This is a genomic window from Dyadobacter sp. 22481 (assembly GCF_052044875.1).
Taxonomy (GTDB): Bacteria; Bacteroidota; Bacteroidia; order Cytophagales; family Spirosomataceae; genus Dyadobacter; species Dyadobacter endophyticus.
Map to the genome: position 1 here is coordinate 481,098 of NZ_JBQENV010000001.1, position 18,349 is coordinate 499,446.

13 protein-coding genes are annotated in these 18,349 nt (G+C 51.5%); 8 read left to right on the plus strand and 5 right to left on the minus strand.

The window, feature by feature from the left end:
* The first annotated feature begins 65 nt into the window (after positions 1-65).
* From ACTJJJ_RS01745 to ACTJJJ_RS01770, 6 genes are all read left to right on the plus strand, one after another.
* Complete coding sequence (locus tag ACTJJJ_RS01745) at positions 66-1,913, plus strand: chloride channel protein (RefSeq protein WP_440701270.1); 1,848 nt, start codon at positions 66-68, stop codon at positions 1,911-1,913.
* 100 nt (positions 1,914-2,013) lie between these two features.
* Positions 2,014-2,589: a hypothetical protein gene (locus ACTJJJ_RS01750; protein WP_440701271.1), complete on the plus strand. Its 576-nt coding sequence runs from the start codon at positions 2,014-2,016 to the stop codon at positions 2,587-2,589.
* A gap of 3 nt (positions 2,590-2,592) precedes the next feature.
* The gene (locus ACTJJJ_RS01755) at positions 2,593-4,719 is read left to right on the plus strand and encodes a cation:proton antiporter (RefSeq protein WP_440701272.1); all 2,127 of its coding nucleotides are present in this window, start codon (positions 2,593-2,595) and stop codon (positions 4,717-4,719) included.
* A 107-nt stretch (positions 4,720-4,826) separates the two neighbouring features.
* Positions 4,827-5,798 (plus strand): aldo/keto reductase, encoded by a 972-nt coding sequence (locus ACTJJJ_RS01760; protein WP_440701273.1) that lies wholly within the window; start codon positions 4,827-4,829, stop codon positions 5,796-5,798.
* 122 nt (positions 5,799-5,920) lie between these two features.
* A complete protein-coding gene (locus ACTJJJ_RS01765; protein ID WP_440701274.1) occupies positions 5,921-6,652 on the plus strand; it encodes a helix-turn-helix domain-containing protein in 732 nt (243 codons plus the stop codon).
* Positions 6,653-6,776: 124 nt separating this feature from the next.
* The gene (locus ACTJJJ_RS01770) at positions 6,777-7,367 is read left to right on the plus strand and encodes a dihydrofolate reductase family protein (protein WP_440701275.1); all 591 of its coding nucleotides are present in this window, start codon (positions 6,777-6,779) and stop codon (positions 7,365-7,367) included.
* A 149-nt stretch (positions 7,368-7,516) separates the two neighbouring features.
* On the opposite strand, the gene ACTJJJ_RS01775 is transcribed toward ACTJJJ_RS01770, so the two are convergent.
* Positions 7,517-8,422 carry a hypothetical protein gene (locus ACTJJJ_RS01775; RefSeq protein ID WP_440701276.1) on the minus strand — a complete coding sequence of 302 codons (906 nt, stop codon included), beginning with the start codon at positions 8,420-8,422 and terminating at the stop codon, positions 7,517-7,519.
* On the minus strand, positions 8,419-9,039 hold the full coding sequence (locus ACTJJJ_RS01780; RefSeq protein WP_440701277.1) for a CGNR zinc finger domain-containing protein: 621 nt from the start codon (positions 9,037-9,039) through the stop codon (positions 8,419-8,421). Before ACTJJJ_RS01780 ends, ACTJJJ_RS01775 begins: the two co-directional genes overlap by 4 nt.
* Before the next feature lie 156 nt (positions 9,040-9,195).
* Between ACTJJJ_RS01780 and ACTJJJ_RS01785 the strand changes: the two genes are divergently transcribed.
* Both ACTJJJ_RS01785 and ACTJJJ_RS01790 read left to right on the plus strand, forming a co-directional pair.
* Positions 9,196-10,101 carry a helix-turn-helix domain-containing protein gene (locus ACTJJJ_RS01785; protein WP_440701278.1) on the plus strand — a complete coding sequence of 302 codons (906 nt, stop codon included), beginning with the start codon at positions 9,196-9,198 and terminating at the stop codon, positions 10,099-10,101.
* A 98-nt stretch (positions 10,102-10,199) separates the two neighbouring features.
* Complete coding sequence (locus tag ACTJJJ_RS01790; RefSeq protein ID WP_440701279.1) at positions 10,200-11,402, plus strand: epoxide hydrolase family protein; 1,203 nt, start codon at positions 10,200-10,202, stop codon at positions 11,400-11,402.
* A gap of 65 nt (positions 11,403-11,467) precedes the next feature.
* On the opposite strand, the gene ACTJJJ_RS01795 is transcribed toward ACTJJJ_RS01790, so the two are convergent.
* The 3 genes from ACTJJJ_RS01795 to ACTJJJ_RS01805 form a co-directional block, all read right to left on the minus strand.
* Positions 11,468-13,258 (minus strand): M43 family zinc metalloprotease, encoded by a 1,791-nt coding sequence (locus tag ACTJJJ_RS01795; RefSeq protein ID WP_440701280.1) that lies wholly within the window; start codon positions 13,256-13,258, stop codon positions 11,468-11,470.
* 230 nt (positions 13,259-13,488) lie between these two features.
* Complete coding sequence (locus ACTJJJ_RS01800) at positions 13,489-14,997, minus strand: RagB/SusD family nutrient uptake outer membrane protein (protein WP_188931311.1); 1,509 nt, start codon at positions 14,995-14,997, stop codon at positions 13,489-13,491.
* An 18-nt stretch (positions 14,998-15,015) separates the two neighbouring features.
* Entirely contained in the window at positions 15,016-18,156 is a 3,141-nt protein-coding gene (locus ACTJJJ_RS01805) for a SusC/RagA family TonB-linked outer membrane protein (RefSeq protein WP_440701281.1), read from the minus strand.
* Positions 18,157-18,349 lie beyond the last annotated feature (193 nt).

An 18,349-nucleotide genomic window follows, 5' to 3' on the forward strand; every position in this document is an offset into this window, starting at 1 on the left:
GGATTTTTACCTTTACTTTATCCGGTTAACCCAGACGTATCGTAAAGGGAACAAAGCTGACCATTGTGAAACAGGCTACAATCAAGAAATTCCACTCATTCCTGAAATTTAAAAGAGGGCTGACTGCGTACAGTTTAAGGAAGTTCAAGCTGTATGAAGTCATTATCTTCTGGCTTAAAAATATCCTGACCAGGTCGCAATTTCTGATATTATCCGGGATATTGGTGGGTTGCAGTGCCGGATTGGCAGGCGTAATCCTCAAATCACTGGTGCACGGCATTCATAATCTGATCACGCACAGGGTGCATTTTGAGACGCAGATCCTGTTTTATGCGGTGTTCCCTTTCCTGGGGATCGTGCTCACCTCCATTGTCGTGATCCTGTTCTTCGGCGGTAATGACCGCAAAGGCATTCCGGCTATCCTGCATGAAATCGCCCAGAATTCCAGTATCGTCGCCCCGGTGAAAATGTACTCGCAAATAGTGCAAAGTGCCATTACTGTGGGGCTTGGAGGTTCTGCGGGACTAGAAAGCCCCATTGCCGTAACTGGCTCGGCGATCGGGTCCAATTTCGCACAAACCTACAAGCTCGATTACCGCGAGCGGACCTTGTTATTGGCGGCCGGGGCCACAGCCGGGATCGCGTCGGCCTTCAACGCGCCGATCGCCGGGATGATGTTCGCCGTGGAAATATTGCTAACCGGTGTGGTTTTTACGGACTTTATTCCCCTCGTACTGGCGGCAGTTTGCGGTAATGTGCTTTCCAGAATGCTGCTCAATGAGGAGACCCTGTTCCATTTCAGCAGCCGCCACCCCTTCAATTACCACAACCTGCCCTTTTACCTTGTGCTGGGTGTTTTGTGTGGACTTTATGCCCGGTACTTTGTGGTAATCGGGCATCAGGTGGAGCGATTTTTTGCCAATCTCAAAGGCGGGAGGCTCAGAAAGGCGATGATAGGAGGAGCGGTGCTGTCGACGCTCTGCGTTTTGTACCCGCCGCTTTTCGGGGAAGGTTACGAAACAATCAAGGCGCTGGTCAACGGGCAGGTCGGCGAATTGATGGAAAACAGCTTCTTCGGTATTGTCGGTGAACAGCGGTGGGCTGTCGTCGTGTTCCTCACGATCGTGTGCCTTTTGAAGGCCTTTGCAAGCTCCATCACTATTTTCAGCGGCGGTAATGGCGGTAACTTTGCCCCCTCGCTTTTTGCAGGCGGCACGCTCGGGTTCGTATTTGCCTTGTTCTGCAACTTCATCGGCATATCCGACGTGCCGGTGGCGAACCTGGTACTGGTAGGAATGGCGGGTGTCATGAGCGGGGTTCTTTACGCCCCTCTGACGGCAATATTTCTGATCGCCGAGTCCAGCTCGGGATACGATCTCTTTATTCCTTTGATGGTAGTGGGAGTTATGTCCTTTCTGATCTCCAAATGGTTTTCGGCCATCTCTCCCGATTTGAAAAGGCTGGCCGATGAGGGCAAGATATTCACGCGGGAACACGACCGGAACCTGCTTTCACAGCTGAATACGCTGGATTTCATCGACAAGGACGTACCCGTGGTGAACATAGACCTGCCATTTGAAAACTTTGTGGATGCATTGCACGAAAACCGGCATAACCACATGGCCGTGGTAGACAGCGAGGGTATTTTACGCGGAATAATCCTCGTTAAAGAGCTGCATCCTTACCTGTTTGCTTCGGGCGAAGAAACCGGTTTGACTGTCGCTTCCTTCATGCGGGAGCCGGCTGCAACGGTTGCGGAGACAGAGCCTGTTGCCCGGATCGTAACCAAATTTGATCAGACCGGCTCCTGGCATTTGCCCGTCACCGATCCCAAAGGCCGTTACATCGGTTTCATTGCAAAATCGAGGTTGCTCGACCGTTACCGCAGCCTGCTGCAAGCGCATTCGGGGTAGTTTTGGCTTTGTTTAAAGTAATACTTTTTTAACTTGCCTGGCCATACGCTATGAAAGCGGGCCGCACTATCCGGCATTTTCCACCAGAACTCTTCTCCTTATGGCATTATACAAATACCTTCCTGGCACACTTGTAATCCTGAGCCTGTTCTGCGGTTGTCGCAACAAAGAAAAGGAGCGCGGGCTTGACTTGCGGGAGCAGCGAATACTTGCAAGAGAGAAAGAGTTCGCGACCAAAGAGGCCGATTATCAGTCGCTTCTGCGCATGCGCGACAGCCTGCTCACCAGGAGAGATACAGCCGTTATCATCCAGCACTGGCCCGACGATATTGCCGGACTCTGGAATAGCAAGTCGGTTTGCCGCGAATCCAATTGCAGTGACTATGTCATCGGCGACCAGCGGTCCAATACCTGGGAATTTATCAGTGACTCAACCGGGCTTTACACTCGTGTGATCAATAATAATAAGGTCGTCCGGGTGTTTTCTGCGAAGTTTGACAGTACCAGCATCCAGCTCCATTACGCCAGCGACACTTCGGCAAGCAAAAATCTTGAATTGACGGTGGAACTCACGCGGGAAAATAAAAACCTTATCAAGGGAATGCAAACCGCGGGTATCGACAAATCGTGTACTGCGAAATTTTCAATCGAGCTGAACCGCTTGACAAACCGCTAAATTATGCCGCTGCTCAACATCCACATCGGCAGTTTACCGATCGAAGACCCGGTATTGAAGTTTCTGCTTGAACTGATCATCATACTAGGTGCACCACTGCTGCTCAATAAAATCAAGGTACCGCATTTGCTGGGCCTGCTGATTGCCGGTGCCCTGGTAGGGCCCAACGGCCTGAACCTTCTGTCGCGCGACAGCAGCGTAGTCGTTACCGGTACTACAGGCCTGCTTTACATCATGTTCCTGGCTGGGCTCGAAATCGATATGGGCGATTTCAAGAAGAACATGGGCAAGAGCATCACATTTACCGTGTTCACGTTTGCCGTTCCGTTTATTCTGGGAATGGCAGGCGGTTATTATGTACTGGATTTTCCGTTACTTACCTGCGTACTGTTTGCCAGTCTTTTTTCTTCACACACACTCATTTCTTATCCACTGGTGAGCAAAATGGGCGTTGCGAAAAACTTGTCGGTTAATATCACCGTAGGAGGGACGATGCTGACGGATGTCCTTTCGCTCCTGGTGCTGGCCGTGGTGGTGGGTATGACGCAGGGTGAAGTAAATAGTGCATTCTGGTTGCGCCTGGGCCTTTCCGTGCTGGCGTTCAGCCTCACCGTATTATTTGTTTTTCCAATAATAGGAAGATGGTTTTTCAAAAAGGTCGACGACAAAATCTCCCAATACATATTTGTGCTGGTGATGATCTACCTCGCAGCCGTGTTGGCGGAACTTGCCGGCATCGAAGCGATAATCGGTGCTTTTTTTGCCGGGCTTGCGCTCAACAGGCTTATTCCTCATACGTCAGCCCTGATGAACCGGGTGGAGTTTGTCGGTAACGCTATGTTCATTCCCTTTTTCCTGATCAGTGTGGGAATGCTGATCGATTTTTCGGTTTTCTTCAAAAGTTTGGAAACCCTCGGTGTGGCGGCAGTAATGCTCGTTGCTTCTATTGGCGGAAAGTATCTGGCGGCGGTATTGACGCAGAAGACATTCAGGTTGACGAAGGATGAAGGCATGATCATTTTCGGGTTGAGTTCGGCGTCGGCGGCGGCAACGCTGGCGGCTGTGATGGTGGGTTATAACATCATTCTCTCCGAAACTGAAAGCGGCGAGCCGGTCCGTCTGTTGAGTGAACACGTGCTCAATGGCAGTATCCTGCTGATACTCATTTCCTGTACGGTTTCGTCGTTTGTGTCGATGTCGAGCGCGGCAAAGATCGCGGAGGCCGATAACGAGGCTACGGCGTCGGGTGTGAATCCGGAGACTGAAAATATTCTGATCGCCGTCAACTATGAGGAGACGGTGGAAAAGTCGGTGAACCTTGGCTTACTCATCAAGGCAACGCATAACAGAAACAGGCTGTTCGCATTGAATGTGATCAATGACGAAAAGAATGAGTCGTCTGTCAGGAATGCGGAAAAAACACTCCACGCGGCAGTGACGATGGCCGCGGCCGCCGACATCCGGATCCAGCCGCTTACCCGGTACGACAGCGATGCGGCAACGGGTATCAGCAATGTGATCAAAGAACAGAGGATAACCGATCTGATACTCGCATTGCAGCCCGACAAAGGTCTGACGCCTTCGTTCGTTTACAACCTTACCAATGGCTATTTGCAGAATGAAAATGTCAACACGCTGATCTACCATGCGGTTCAGCCCATTTCGACCATCAAAAAATACTTTGTTCTCATCCCGCCCAGAGCGGATAAGGAGCCCGGATTTTTCCATGCCCTGCTCCGCGTATGGAACATCGGGAAGTCGTCGGGCTCGGAAATGGCTTTCTATACCAGCGCCCCGATCATCAGTATCATCGAAAGGGTAGCCAAAAAATCCGCCATTGAACTATCGTCGCACACGATCGACTACTGGGGCGAGGCCGAGGAGGCTATCGCCGGGATCTCGGCCGACGAGGGGCTGATATTGTTTATGGCCAAACGGGGAATGGTATCCTTTTTTCCGAGAATGGGCCAGGTGCCCGACATCCTGAACCAGCACGCATTGACAAACAATTTCTTGCTCATTTATCCATTCTCACAACAAAATGCCGACGAGACTGAAAAGCGGTCCGTCAGCAACCACGACGATTTTGTCGAGATCGGCCGGATGATCGGTAAAATCTTTCCCGGGTAGCGCGTTTATACAACCTGATCCGTACAAGCAAGTTATTTGAGCCGTGGAGGAAATCGGCGGGGGGCGGTAACGCGTCATCTTTGTATCGTTAAAACCAACGAAAAAAGATGACAACGATCACAAAAATAAACCTTGGCCAGAATGGGCCGCTTGTTTCTAAACTTGGATTGGGCTGTATGCGGATGTCGCCCGTTTGGGGAGGCGTGGGCAGTGACGAGTCCGAAAGCATTGCTACCATTCAAACGGCGCTGGATCATGGCATTAATTTCCTGAATACGGGGGATTTTTACGCCGCGGGTCACAATGAATTGCTGGTGGGTAAAGCCATCAAAGGCCGCCGCGACGATGCTTTCATCAGTGTCAAGTTCGGGGCTATTTTTTACAATAACCAATGGCTTGGATTGGACCTTCGCCCGGTGGCCATCAAAAACTTCATCAACTATTCACTCGTGCGTCTGGGGATTGATACCATCGATCTCTACCAGCCATGCAGGCTGGATAACAGCGTTCCGGTGGAAGACGTGATCGGTACAGTCGCCGACCTGATCACGGAAGGGAAAGTGCGGTACCTGGGTGTCTCCGAAATTACCGCTGAGCAACTGCGTCAGGCGCATAGCGTCCATCCGGTAACCGCTTTGGAAATAGGCTATTCATTGGCCGACCGGCAAATCGAAAGCGACCTGCTTCCGACGGCCAAAGAGCTGGGCATCGGCGTTGTAGCGTTTGCCAATACGGCCGAGGGGCTTCTGACGGGGGAAATGCACGCTCCGCTCGCAGCCGGCAGTTACCAGCACCACTTTCCGCGTTTCCAGGGAGAGAACCTTATCCAAAACCTGGCAACGGTGGAGGTATTAAAACAAATGGCAAGGGATAAAGGGTACACGGCGACGCAGCTGGCGATCGCCTGGGTGAATGCGCAGGGTGACCATATCATGCCGCTGGTGAGCATGAACCGGAGGGCGCGACTGTCGGAAAACGTGGAGGCGATGGAAATCGGGTTTACCCCAGAGGAAATGGATGTGCTTAATACGCACTTTGCACCTGGCGCAATAGTAGGAGGAACCTATCTTCAACGATAGCGGGGCTATTTTCAAGCCTTGGTTTTTAATATCTTTACGGCGTGACGAATCCAACTGAAATAATCCCGGGTGTTATCTTTTACTCTTATTTCTCGAAACAGAGGAAAGATAAAGTGGCATTTATGGAACACAATACATTGATATTGCAGGTCTCGGGCCGTTTTTCCTTGGAAACGGCCACGCAGAAGGTATCGATGGGCGCCGGCGAGATGCTGCTGGTACAAAAGAATCAGTTAGGCGAAATTACCAAGACCCCCCTGGACGGGGAAGATTATCAGACCATCGTTATTTGCTTGCAGGAGGACATGCTGCGGACGATTGCGCTCGAAGAGCAGGTCGAAACGGGGCACAAATACTCCGGGCCGCCCAATGTGCTCATCCCGGGAAACGACTTTTTGCGTGCCTTCTTTCAGTCGGTAATCCCTTATGTCCGCAACCCGCACGAGGCTGTAACCACCAGCCTTGGGATGCTCAAAGTGAAAGAAGCGGTGCATTTGCTGATGCACGCCATGCCGGAGCTGGAAGAAATGCTGTTCGATTTTTCGGAGCCCTATAAAATGGATCTGGAAAAATTCATGCTCAGCAATTTCCATTACAATGTGCCGGTCGAAAAGTTTGCGAGGCTTACCGGAAGAAGCCTGGCGGGTTTCAAGCGCGATTTTCAGCGGCTATTCGGTATGTCCCCGCGGCACTGGCTTCAAGAACGAAGGCTTGCGGAAGCCCGGTACCTGATCGAGACCAAGAACAAGAAGCCGTCGGCGATTTACCTCGACCTCGGGTTTGAAAGTCTTTCACATTTCTCACATTCATTCAAGAAAAAATTCGGTAAGACGCCTACCGAGTGGTCGGTTTAGGGTTTACGCGATTGCCCCCTTCTTTTGGCAGGTTTGCACCCGGACTTCCATTGAATGTCAATGTACTTTTGTTTAGTCAGATCACGATTTCGCTGAATCAGAAAAACTAAATAGAGGAGAAAACATGGGAAAGATCATTGCTATTACCCAAATTTCGGTCGACGGCGTCATGCAGGCGCCTGGCGGGCCCGATGAAGACCCGAGCAGCGGGTTCACGCACGGTGGCTGGTTTATGCATTACGGGGACGATCTGCTGAATAAGACCATCAATGAAACCATCGCAGGAGAGTTTGAAATGCTTTTGGGGCGCCGTACCTACGACATCTTTGCGTCGTACTGGCCTCAGCACGACGACAATCCGATCGGAAAAGCGTTCAACAAAGCAAAGAAATACATTGCCACACGCACGCTTGACCAAACCCACTGGCACAACGCCCAGGTTGTACACGACGTGGAAGAAATCGGACGGCTGCGGGCTTCGGACGGGCCTGATATCCATATCTGGGGCAGCGGCAATTTGCTGCAAACGCTCATCTCCGCCGGGCTCGTCGATGAGCACCGCTTGTGGATCGCTCCGGTGGTGCTTGGCGGAGGAAAGCGGTTGTTTGAAAACGGCGTTCCCGCGGGCCGTCTCGCGCTGGTCGGCACGCAAATCACCTCGACGGGCATGATTATCAATACCTATCGCCCCTCAGGACCGCTTCCGGGTGCCTAGTTCTTCGCCTTATTTTCGCTACGTATATCGATATCCGCACGGCAACCCGGCCTGGCTAGTCAGTCAGGCCAAGTTGCTGTTTGATAAATGCGTAATCTTTCAAATCAGCTATGTTGATACGTCCGCGGGCGTTGATCTGATCACCAGCATCACCGCGCCCGCGGGAGGTGTTTTGTGCTGATCCATTTTACGTCGTAATTTGAACTATAAAACAAATACTGTCCATCCGGGGTGAGGTAGGAGCAGTATTCATAGCTGTCGGTATTGAATCGGGTGCCCATGTTTTCAGCGGTTGCCCAGGTGCCGTCTTCATTGCGGAGTGCGTAGTAGAGGTCACCGCTTCCATGCGAATCTTTCCGGTCGACGGACGTGAAGAGGAGGTACCGCTCATCCGGTGCGATCATCGGATCATGTTCCATCTTGACGGAATTGATAGCCGGGCCGAGGTTTTCAGGCTGCGTGAAATTGCCGTTCACGTACCGGCTCACGTATATATCGTGCGATCCGAGTGCGCCCTGCCGGTCGGACGCAAAGTACAGATTACCATTAGCGGCAAGCGATACATAATATTCGGTACTGTCTGAATTTACGGCCTCCACATTTTCGGGTTTCGTCCAGGAGCCGTCCGGCCGGGGGCGGACCCGCCAAATATCATAGTCGGAAATGGTGTCTCCGGCGACTTTGGGCCGGTTCGAAATATAATACAGCGTCCCGTCGCTGGTGATGAAGGGATCAGCCTGCGAATAGCGAAGCTCATTGAACGGGGCCAACCGGGGTTTGCTCCACGATTCTGCTTGCAGCTCCGTTACATATATCATCCATTTACCCTTGCCTGATCTTGAAAAATAGAAGGACTTCCCATCCGGCGAAAAGGCTGAGTTGAAATCGAGCGAATCGCTGCTGACAATGCCGGGCAGGAAAGGCATCGCGATGGAGTCGGGCTGTGGCGTAGGATAGCCGATCGTCGCTTGTTGTCCCCCGTCGCGGGTGCATTGCAGGATGGTGAATGCGGTTGCGATGAGCAGAAGATGTCTGATGTATTTGCCGGAGCTCATGTGTTATGGCGGGCTTTGGTTTTCCTGTAATAGTATTCGAGCGATTTTTCGCGGCTGCCGCACACATTCATATCGCACCATTTACGCTTTCCGTTTTTAGAAGTGTCCAGAAAAAGCCACCCGCAGCGTGGGCATTCTTTTATCCTTTCAAAACCATCGCGGGTAAGGATATCAAATGCGGATTTCAGGACGGGAAGCAGCGGCTCGTTCAAAGAAACCCCTTTGCCGTCTAAATGTATCTCGGCACCGGCGGGGCCGAACGTTAAATGAATCCTTTGGAACGCGATTGATAGCCTCTGATTGAACGCATCGGTCACCGTAACGTCGGGCGGGGTGTCTTTGGCAATGGCCGAAAATAAACCGTAGAGCATTTCGCGGGCTTCAATCATGTCTTGAAGCACCGCCAGGGCAGCGTCCGGCTCCTGCACGGCATATTCACTAAGAGCCCGTAACTGCTTCCCGTCAAGCGATTCCGCCTTTGCGGACCACGTTAAAACATCCTCAAATGTTTCCAGGTAGTCGAATTCAGGCGCCGGTTTTCGGGTATTGACAGTGTTTACGAAATTAAACACCAGGCATCCTCCATCCATTTGCAGGTTATCCAACGTCCTCATCATGTCTGTCCGGCTGATTGTTAATTTACATTCCATTCAAAAATAGCTATTTTACCAGTAAAACTATTTTTAATGGTAAAATAAAATTTTCGCTATTTTGGCGGCCTGATAGGGCGTTCGCCCGCCGTTGACAAACAGGAACATAGAAACCAGCACGTTATGCACAAAAAATTCAATCTGACGTCCTTCAATCTGTACGAGTTTCTCAAACACCAAAATTCCCATGGTTTCAATGTTCCGTTCTTTCTGGCCGACAGGCATACCTATCAAAGCGCTCATGTAAATTTCCCGTTCCGGACATTCACGTTTGGTCTGGGCGTTACGTATTCTGGCGAAGGTGACGTGTTCAAGATCGGCAGTACCGACTACCTGGTTACGGGCGGGTGCCTTACGACCGTAGGGCCGGGGATGGTTTGCCAGTGGACGGGCAACTATACGGCCGAGCACGATACGGTCTATTTTACGGAAGAGCTGTTGGCGGGTTTACAAAACAACTCGTTTCTGCATTCGCTTTCATTCTTCTTCCACGGGGGCAGGCATGTGATCAGGCTCTCGGACGACCAGACCCGAAAAATGGCGTCGTTGTTTAGTCTGCTCAAAGAATTAAGAGACGACAAAAGTGCAGTTCCGGGTATCGTCCATTCCTTGCTGATGCTGGCCGAATCGTTCCATTCCGAGCTGTCTGGTCAGCCGCAAAACGCCGGCAGCCCGAACGGCATTTCGAATCGGGTTTCCAACGGCATTTCCAACAAAGAAAAAATAGCCCAGGCATTCAGGAAGCTGGTCGCGGAGCATTTCCCGGAGCATAAGGAAGTTGCATTTTACGCGACTGCATTGCATATCACCCCGAAATACCTGAGTGAAGTCTTGCAGTCGGAATTAGGCAAGCCCGCAAAGGCATTCATCGACGAATATGTGGTGATGGAAGCCAAAAGTTTGCTGAAACAAACGTCCTTGTCGATCCAGGAGATTTGCTACTGGCTGGGCTTCGAGGACGCTTCGCATTTCAATAAGTCGTTCAAAAAGCAGACAAATACAACGCCGACCGAATACCGGAAAAACTGATTTGTTCAGCGGAGTTTTTTACTATCTTTCCCGAAATCCTTCCTAACGGCACCCCGCTTCATAGCTATACCTTTGTTTTACTCAAACAACAGGACGCCATGAAAAAACTTCGCATGCTCATTTTTACAGCGCTCGTACTGAGCCCGGTGATCACTTTTTCACAAACCAAAAAAAACGCAACTATGAAAAACATGGAGGTATTTAAAGTATCGGTTTCGCAGCAAGTACTGGATGATCTGAAAAGCCGTTTGCAGAACACCCGCTGGCCGGGAGAGGCGGAGGGCTCGGGCTGGCACTTCGGTACCAGCGAGGTATATTTGAAGGAACTGGTGCAATACTGGCTTACCACCTACGACTGGCGCAAGCAGGAAGCCGAACTCAACAAATACCCGCAATACATTGCCGACGTGAATGGGGTGAAGGTCCATTTTCAATATATCAAAGGCAAAGGCAAGAATTCCAAGCCGCTCATCCTGACGCACGGCTGGCCCGACAGCTATTACCGGTTCCACAAGATCATCCCGCTCCTGACCGAAGGGGAACAGAGTTTCGACCTGGTGATCCCTTCCATTCCGGGCTTCGGATTTTCGGGTAAAGTGGCCCTTACCACCGAAGCAGTTGCCGATTTATGGAAAGAGTTGATGACCGGTAACCTGGGTTATGAAAAATTCTATGCGGCCGGCGGAGATGTGGGAATGGGTGTTACGAAAGCATTGGCCTCCAAATATCCCGGGATTGTCGCTGGGGTGCATTTTACGGACGTTGGCTACCCCATGGGCCAGGAAGACCCCGCTACGATGACCGAGGCTGAAAAACAGTTCGCGCAGTTTGTACAGCAATGGTGGTACAGCGAAGGTGCTTATGCGATGGTACATGCCACCAAACCGCAATCGCTTGCCTACGGACTGAACGATTCGCCTACCGGACTCGCTGCCTGGATCCTCAGCTTTGGCAGTGCCGGGGCTTCTCCCGAAATCCTGGAAGGCGCATTTGGCGGCCGGGACGGGTTGCTTACCAACGTGATGATTTATTGGGTGACACAAACCATCGCTACCTCGGTGAGGATGTACAAGGCCGATGCGATAGCGCAATGGAGTGGTGCCCAGCCATTACAAAAATCGAATGTACCGGCGGGTGTGGCCCTGTTCCCCCGGGAGGCCCAGTTCCCGAAAGAGTGGGCAGAACGTTTCGTGAACGTCGTCAGTTTCCGGAAAATGAGCGAGGGCGGTCACTTTGCAGCGTTAGAGGTGCCGGACGTTTTCGCAACCGAACTGAGAAGTTTCTTTTACAGCATTGATTAGCCATAAATAGGATGTATTAAATGCCGGCGGAGCGTTTGCTGATAAACGCTCCGCCGGCATTTGGCTTATTTTTTAATGATTTTCTTTGAAACCGTGTACCCGTTTCCCATCGTTACCCGAACCACGTAAAGTCCGGCAGGAAGGCGTTTTGAATCAATGTAGCGTTGGTTCTTCGCCCGCTGAACCACGGTGCCGTTCGCATTGATCACTTCGATGTCACAGTTATGGGATACTCCGCTGACGGTAATAATGTTCTCGGTAGGGTTGGGGCCGACAGTTACCAGCACGCTTTCGGGAATTCGAACGGGTATCGTTTTGGAAAAAGCATAGGTTCCGTCGGTATCGACCTGCTTCAGTCGATAATAGACCATATCGGCTGGTGGTTCGGGAATGTCAGTAAACTGGTATTCCGAAACCCCGGCGACTGACCGGAAAGGGGCAGTAACCCGTCCCGTATAGTGGAACGTTTTAGCATCCCGCGCCGATTCCACGTCGAAATGGTCGTGCATGGTTTCAAATGAGGTAGCCCAGCTTAATGTGACCTGGTTTTGTTCCGTCAGCGCGGCACTGAAGCGGATAAGATGGACCGGCAGGCCCGAGCCGACGGTTACGACGCCCGGTACCCGCACATCGCTCGGGCAGTCGGCGCGCAGGCATGAAGCGTAATAGGTTTTGGATTCTTCCAGGACGGGCGTGGTATAACTGTTGCCTGACGCCAGGTGGTTGCCATTTGACGGGGCATCATACCAATTTATTAACCCATTGCAGCCCGTTGCAGTGAGGGTAGCAGTGGTCCCTTTCGGAATGCTCAACGGGGCGATGACCGGGTCCAGCCCTTTGCTGTTGATCAGCCCCGATCGCAGGGATTCCAGGGCATTCCGCATCCGGGTACGCTGGTCGTTGGTGAACTGCGACTGGCACTCGAAACTATTGTAACCCATGTAATTTTTGAGGACATTGCCGTACGGACTATTGTTGTTGCACGCATTGAGCGGATTGGGATTTCCTAAACAGAGATAATTGGAGCTTTGATTGACCGGCTCGGTATCGCAGATATTGTCACCCTGTGCGCTGCAATTGTCGTTCAGGGGGCATTCAACTGTACCCAGATCTCCCTCGCCGATCCCTCTCGCGAACGTGTGACCAAGAAACAGGGCGTGCCCCAGCTCGTGCGCGAGTAATTTGGTATTGAAGTATGCCGACATTACCATCATTCCATCATTTGGCGAGTAGGCGCCCGTTGGATATGCTGCGAATGCGCCTGCCTGGTCCATGTAGTTGACCACCCATATGTTGTAGTATTCCAGATTACTCCAGTAACTCATGGGATATACCTGATCATAAGGCAAGCCGTTGCCGCCGAAACCTGTGACGCCAAATTGGGTATAGGCTGCATTGTTGGTGTAAATCCTGTTAATTCCCGTAGACGGTGTACACTGAGGTGACCTGACGGCCAGCTGAAACTGAATTTGGACATCCACCCCGTCCGATTCGGGGAGCTGGTTTCTGAACATCTTACTCACCTCGGCAATCCCGTCGATCACCTGCTGGTCGGTCAGCAGGGAATAGCCGATAGGTTCAATAATATGCACAACGACCGGAATCGTATAAACCTGGTCGACGGCATTTGTGCGGCTGGCCTTTTTGGCGGCAATGTAGGCCGCAAGACTTTGTTGTGCATGGTTAAAAATTTGTTTCTGGGAATTAGATAGGATCAGCTTTTGATGTTGTGACGTAGAAGAGCAGATGGGACTGGCCAGCGGTTGGGCATGTAAAACTGCGATTGACAGCGATAGCGCCGCAACGATGATCGCGCAGCAGGCCCGGTTGGGCATAAGCCTGGTAATGTTTTTCATGGTAATGGATGCTTAGGGTTCACACGAAAATCATTCGGTAATAAATATAACTATATTTTAAATCAATATAATTATTCTCCGTGAGGCGATTCTGGAAACCAATGCGCGCGAAAGGTCGGTGTATAATGATTCAGACACTGCTCAATTACAGCACGTTGCGCAGGCGGCCCAACAAAAACAGCCGACTCAGTGAGCCGGCTGTTTCCATTCTAACCATTATTGTTCTTTAATTAAAACCCGGGATTATTTGGCAGCAAATTCGGGTTCACGTCCGATTCTTGTCTCGGTACCGGGAACAGCAGTTGCTTTTCGCTGAAAGTAGCGCCGAAAACGGTTTTGTGGCCCACGAAATTGTCCCAGTTGCCGGTGACGTCGTTGCGTACTTTGCGTGTCCTGATCATGTCGAACCACATTTTGTTTTCAAAACACAATTCAAAATAACGTTGCGACCACACTTCCTGTTCGAATGCAGTCTGGTTCAACCCTGAAACAGGTGCCAGGTTAGCGCGGGCACGGATCGCATTCACATACTCGACCGCCTTTGCGTTAGGCGTGCCCTCTGCGCGGTTGGACGCTTCCGCGTACATCAGGTACACGTCCGCGAGGCGGTAAAGCGTGTAATTCAGGTCGGATTTAATCGTGCTCGTGATCGCATTGGCATCGAACCACTTATAGATGTAGGTATTCTTGAATTTCACGGGCTGGCCGGTTTTGATGCTCGGAGCAGTGGTGTAAAAGAATTGCTTCTCTTCCACGCGCTTGTCGCCCTTCGGGAACGACTTGATAAACTCGGGCGTCGGGTAAACCGAGCCATATTCATCCGCATACTTCGAAATGCCTGAATAATTCGGGATCGTAAGCGGCGTGAGCGGGTTGGTCAGCGGCACACTGGCAGCATATTGCACCTGGAAAATGAATTCGCCCAGGTTTTTGTTTGCCGGGTTGATCATGTCGGTGTAATTTTTGAAAAGTGTATAACCGCCTTTCTGAATCACATTGAGCGACCGCTTCGCCGATTCGGCATAGTACTGCTGGCCACCGTTGATCGCCGCGCCGGCGTAGGTCAGGTACACGTCCGCCAACAGCGATTCCACTGCCGACATTGATACATTTCCCGTCGTATTCGACCACGGTAACGAGGATGCTTCCGCAGCGAGCAGGTCGGGGATGATGATCTTGTCATAAATGTCCTTCGCCGGGGTACGTGCGACGTTCAGGTCGAGGTTTGTAGGAACGGCGGTTACCGCAGGCACCGCGCCGTACATCCGCACCAGGTAAAAGTAGTACAATGCACGCAGCGTGTGGACCTCCGCAAGCATATTGTTCTTTTGTTCGTCGGTAAGTCCGGCCGCATTAATGCCCGGGATGCTTTGCAAAGCCAGGTTACAGGCACCCACGCCGAGGTACATTTGCTGCCACCAGGTGTCGAAGTAGAACGAAGTATTAGTATAACCCAGGTTCTGGTAGTTCACAAATCCGGTCTGGCCGAGATCGCTGTTGGCCTTGCCGGTCATGAATTCGAGCAAATTGTAGGTGTTCCCGCCATAGGAAGCAGGCTGGCCGGCCAAAAGCCCCTGCAAGTTAACATACGCGGAATTCGCATAAGCCCGGGCCACTTTGCTGCTGGACGCCTCCGATTCGGGTGTCAGGAAGCCGGTCGGGTTCTCCTCGAGAAAATCCGAGCAGGAACCCAGGGTCAGCAATGATGCTGCCAGCAATATATTTTTCAGCACTTTCATATCTTTTGTAGTTGCGGTTTAAAAAGTAAGTGTCAAGCCCAGGTTCCAAACCCTTGGGCGGGGATTGGAGAAGAAATCCAGGTTTTGCGAGAAGGCGGTATTAGCCCCGTAGCCGGAATTGAATGTATCCACCTCGGGGTCGTAACCGGTGTATTTCGTGATCACAAACAGGTTCTGGACACTTGCGTACAGGCGCAGACGGTCAATTCTCAGCTTTTCAAGAACAGGGTCGTTGAACGAGTAGCCTAGCATGAAGTTCTGGCCGCGGATAAACGAGCCGTTTTCAACCCACCAGGTATCGAAATGCGAATCCTGCGCGAACTTGTAGTTCCGCACCTGCGAGATCATCGTGTTCTGGTTTGTAGGTGTCCATGCATTCAGCACGGTTGCGAGGCTGTTAGCGATGGTCTGCCTGTCTTCCACCGAGTGCTTGAATGTCGCTGCGGTATTCAGGCCTTCGACAAACCGGATGTTGAATGAAAAATCCCAGCCTTTGTACTTCATGGTACTGTTGAAGCTGCCGGTCCATTTAGGCGTCGTGCGGCCGATAATGCTGTAATAATTGCTGCCGTCGGCATTGTAAATGTACTTTCTGTCGCCTGGTTTCAGGTTATGCTCCGCGGCCAGGGCTGCTTCATCGGTGCTGTAAGTTCCGAGCCTTGTCATACCGTACAATGAACCGATCGGCTCGCCTACGCGCAGGATGTTGGTCTGCCCGAGGAAGTTGGGGCCGGGGAAAATGTCGGCATTACCACGGTTCAATTTCAGGATCTTGTTCGCATTGGTGGCGAAAATAAAGTTGGTGGTCCAGGAGAAGTTGCGCGTCTCGATGTTCGTCGTATTCAAGCTCACTTCAAAGCCCGAGTTCCGTACCGAACCTACGTTTTGGTACACATTCGCATTCACTTCACCGGCCGACCACGGAATAGGCGCTTGAAGCAGCAGGTCTTTTGTCACGCGGTTGTAATAATCCACCGTCAGGTCGATTTTTTGTCCCAGACCCAGTTCAACACCCGCATCGAATTGCAGCGATTTCTCCCATTTCAAATTGGGGTTACCCAAATAGCTCGGCAGCAAAGTCGATTGCAATGCTCCGTTCAGCACCGTGCTGGTTGCATTGGTAGTGCCTGGCTGAATTTGTGCAATAGATTGATATTGACCGATTTCCTGGTTGCCCGAAAGCCCGTAGCTGGTGCGTACTTTCAAATTGGTGATCGTCTTGTTGCCTTTCAGGAAAGCCTCTTCCGAAACGCGCCACGCGGCACCTACCGAAGGGAAAAACGCATATTTATTGTTCGCACCGAATTTCGATGATCCATCATAGCGACCGGTCGCCGTGAACAGGTACTTCTCGTCGAGGTTGTAGGTCGCCCGGGCGAAGTAGGAGTTCATGGCCCATTTGTAATCGGCTGAGGTAGAGGAGCTCCTTACAGAACCGGAACCTAGCGTGTGCCATTGGAAGATGTCGTCGATAAAGTTCTGGGTTTCAACAAAATCGGTTTCCTGGTTGTACTGCTGCCACGAAGCGCCGAGCAATGCCGTAAACCGGTGGCGCTGGTTGATCGTCTTGTTCCAGGTCAGGTAGTTTTCCGATTGCCAGTAAGTGTTCAGATAGCCCCGGATGTTCGCGACCCCGCCCTGGTCGGCCGACATGTGCGCCAGGTTTTGGGAAGAGAAGTAATTGTTTTTCTGCGATTGCAGATTAAATCCGAGGTCGGTTTTGAAATCCAGGTCCTTGGTGATGTGGAATAGCAAATAGGTATTGCCCAGGGATTGGAGCGTGTTGTTGATGGTATACCGATTGTTGGCGATGTTCACGGGGTTGGGGCCACCTTCCAACCCGGCGATGTCGTTGTTGCCGGCCCAGGTACCGTCGGGATATTTAACAGGTAGGATAGGTACCTCCTCCGACACCATGCGGGGCACATTCAACGAGCCGTTGCCGTCGGACACCATGCGCTGGCGGCTGTCGATCAGTGACAGGCTTCCGCCCACTTTCAGCCACTTGTTGATATCGCTGTCAACGGTAAATCGAAGGTTGTACCGCTTGAATGCGGAAGTGGCCATTAGACCATTCTGGTTCAGGTAGCCCAGCGAAAGGCTGAATAGGGTTTTATCGTTACCCCCCTGGAAGTTAAGCGAATGATTGGTGGAAATGGCCGGCTTGTACACTTCTTTCTCCCAGTTGGTATTGTACAATGGCTTGTCGTTGGCATCGAACAGCAACGGGAAATTGGCGTGGTTGAGCAACGCAGGGGGCGTCCAGGTGCCGCCGGCCGGGTCGAATTTGGTACCATTGGCATAGGCCTCGTTGTAGACCTTCACAAACTCATCGGAATTTAGCGTTTTGACATGGCGGTAAAGATCACTTACATTGACATTCCCGTCATAAGAAACCTTCATTCCGCCCGCCCGTCCGCGTTTGGTCGTGATCATGATCACGCCATTGGCACCTCTCGCACCGTAAATGGCTGTCGACGAGGCATCTTTGAGCACTTCGAGCGAAGCAATATCATTCGGATTGATCGAGTTTCCGTCCACACCGATCACCCCATCCACCACGTAAAGCGGGTCGATATTGGAGTTGATGGAGCCGATACCGCGAACGCGCACTTTTGCCGCCGCACCGGGTGCATTGCTGTTTACGCTCACCTCGACACCCGCAATTTTACCTTGAAGGGCCTGCGAAACGTTGGGTACCGGCTTGTCCATCAGCTGCTCACCTTTGATGGTGGCCACAGCGCCTGTAAGATCCGATTTGCGTACGGTACCGTACCCGATCACGACCACTTCGCTCAGCGCTTTCGCGTCCGTAGCCAGGTTTACATCGATTACCGACTGGCTCCCGACGGTAATTTCCTGGCTGGTGAAGCCTACAAAGCTGAATACCAGTACGCTGGATTCACCAGGGACATTAATTTCGTAATTTCCGGAAGCATCTGTGGAGGTTCCGATGCCGGTTCCTTTAATGAGCACATTCACGCCGGGCAGTGGAGAGGCGTCTTTAGAATCGAGTACTTTACCTGTAATTTTCTTATCGGCGGCAAAAATGTTTCCGCCGGCGTTGGCGCAAAGCGAGACCAGGAGCAAAAGGTTTAGCAGGATTATCTTTATAATCCCTCCCGACCGGTCGACGGGCGGTTGTACATAACTTTTCATGTAGAAATCAGTTAGTTTTTATCAAGCGTTTCATTTCAAAAAAATAGGTAGAGGAGCGTCCGTACGGGCGGGACGGGGAGCGGATATTTGTCATGATTTAAAAAAAGGTTTAGTAATGATTTCCGGTTTTAGTAAATTCCGAACATAGCAAAGCCATCGCCTTTTGCTTTGTAGCTGGCGTAGTTCGGTTTCT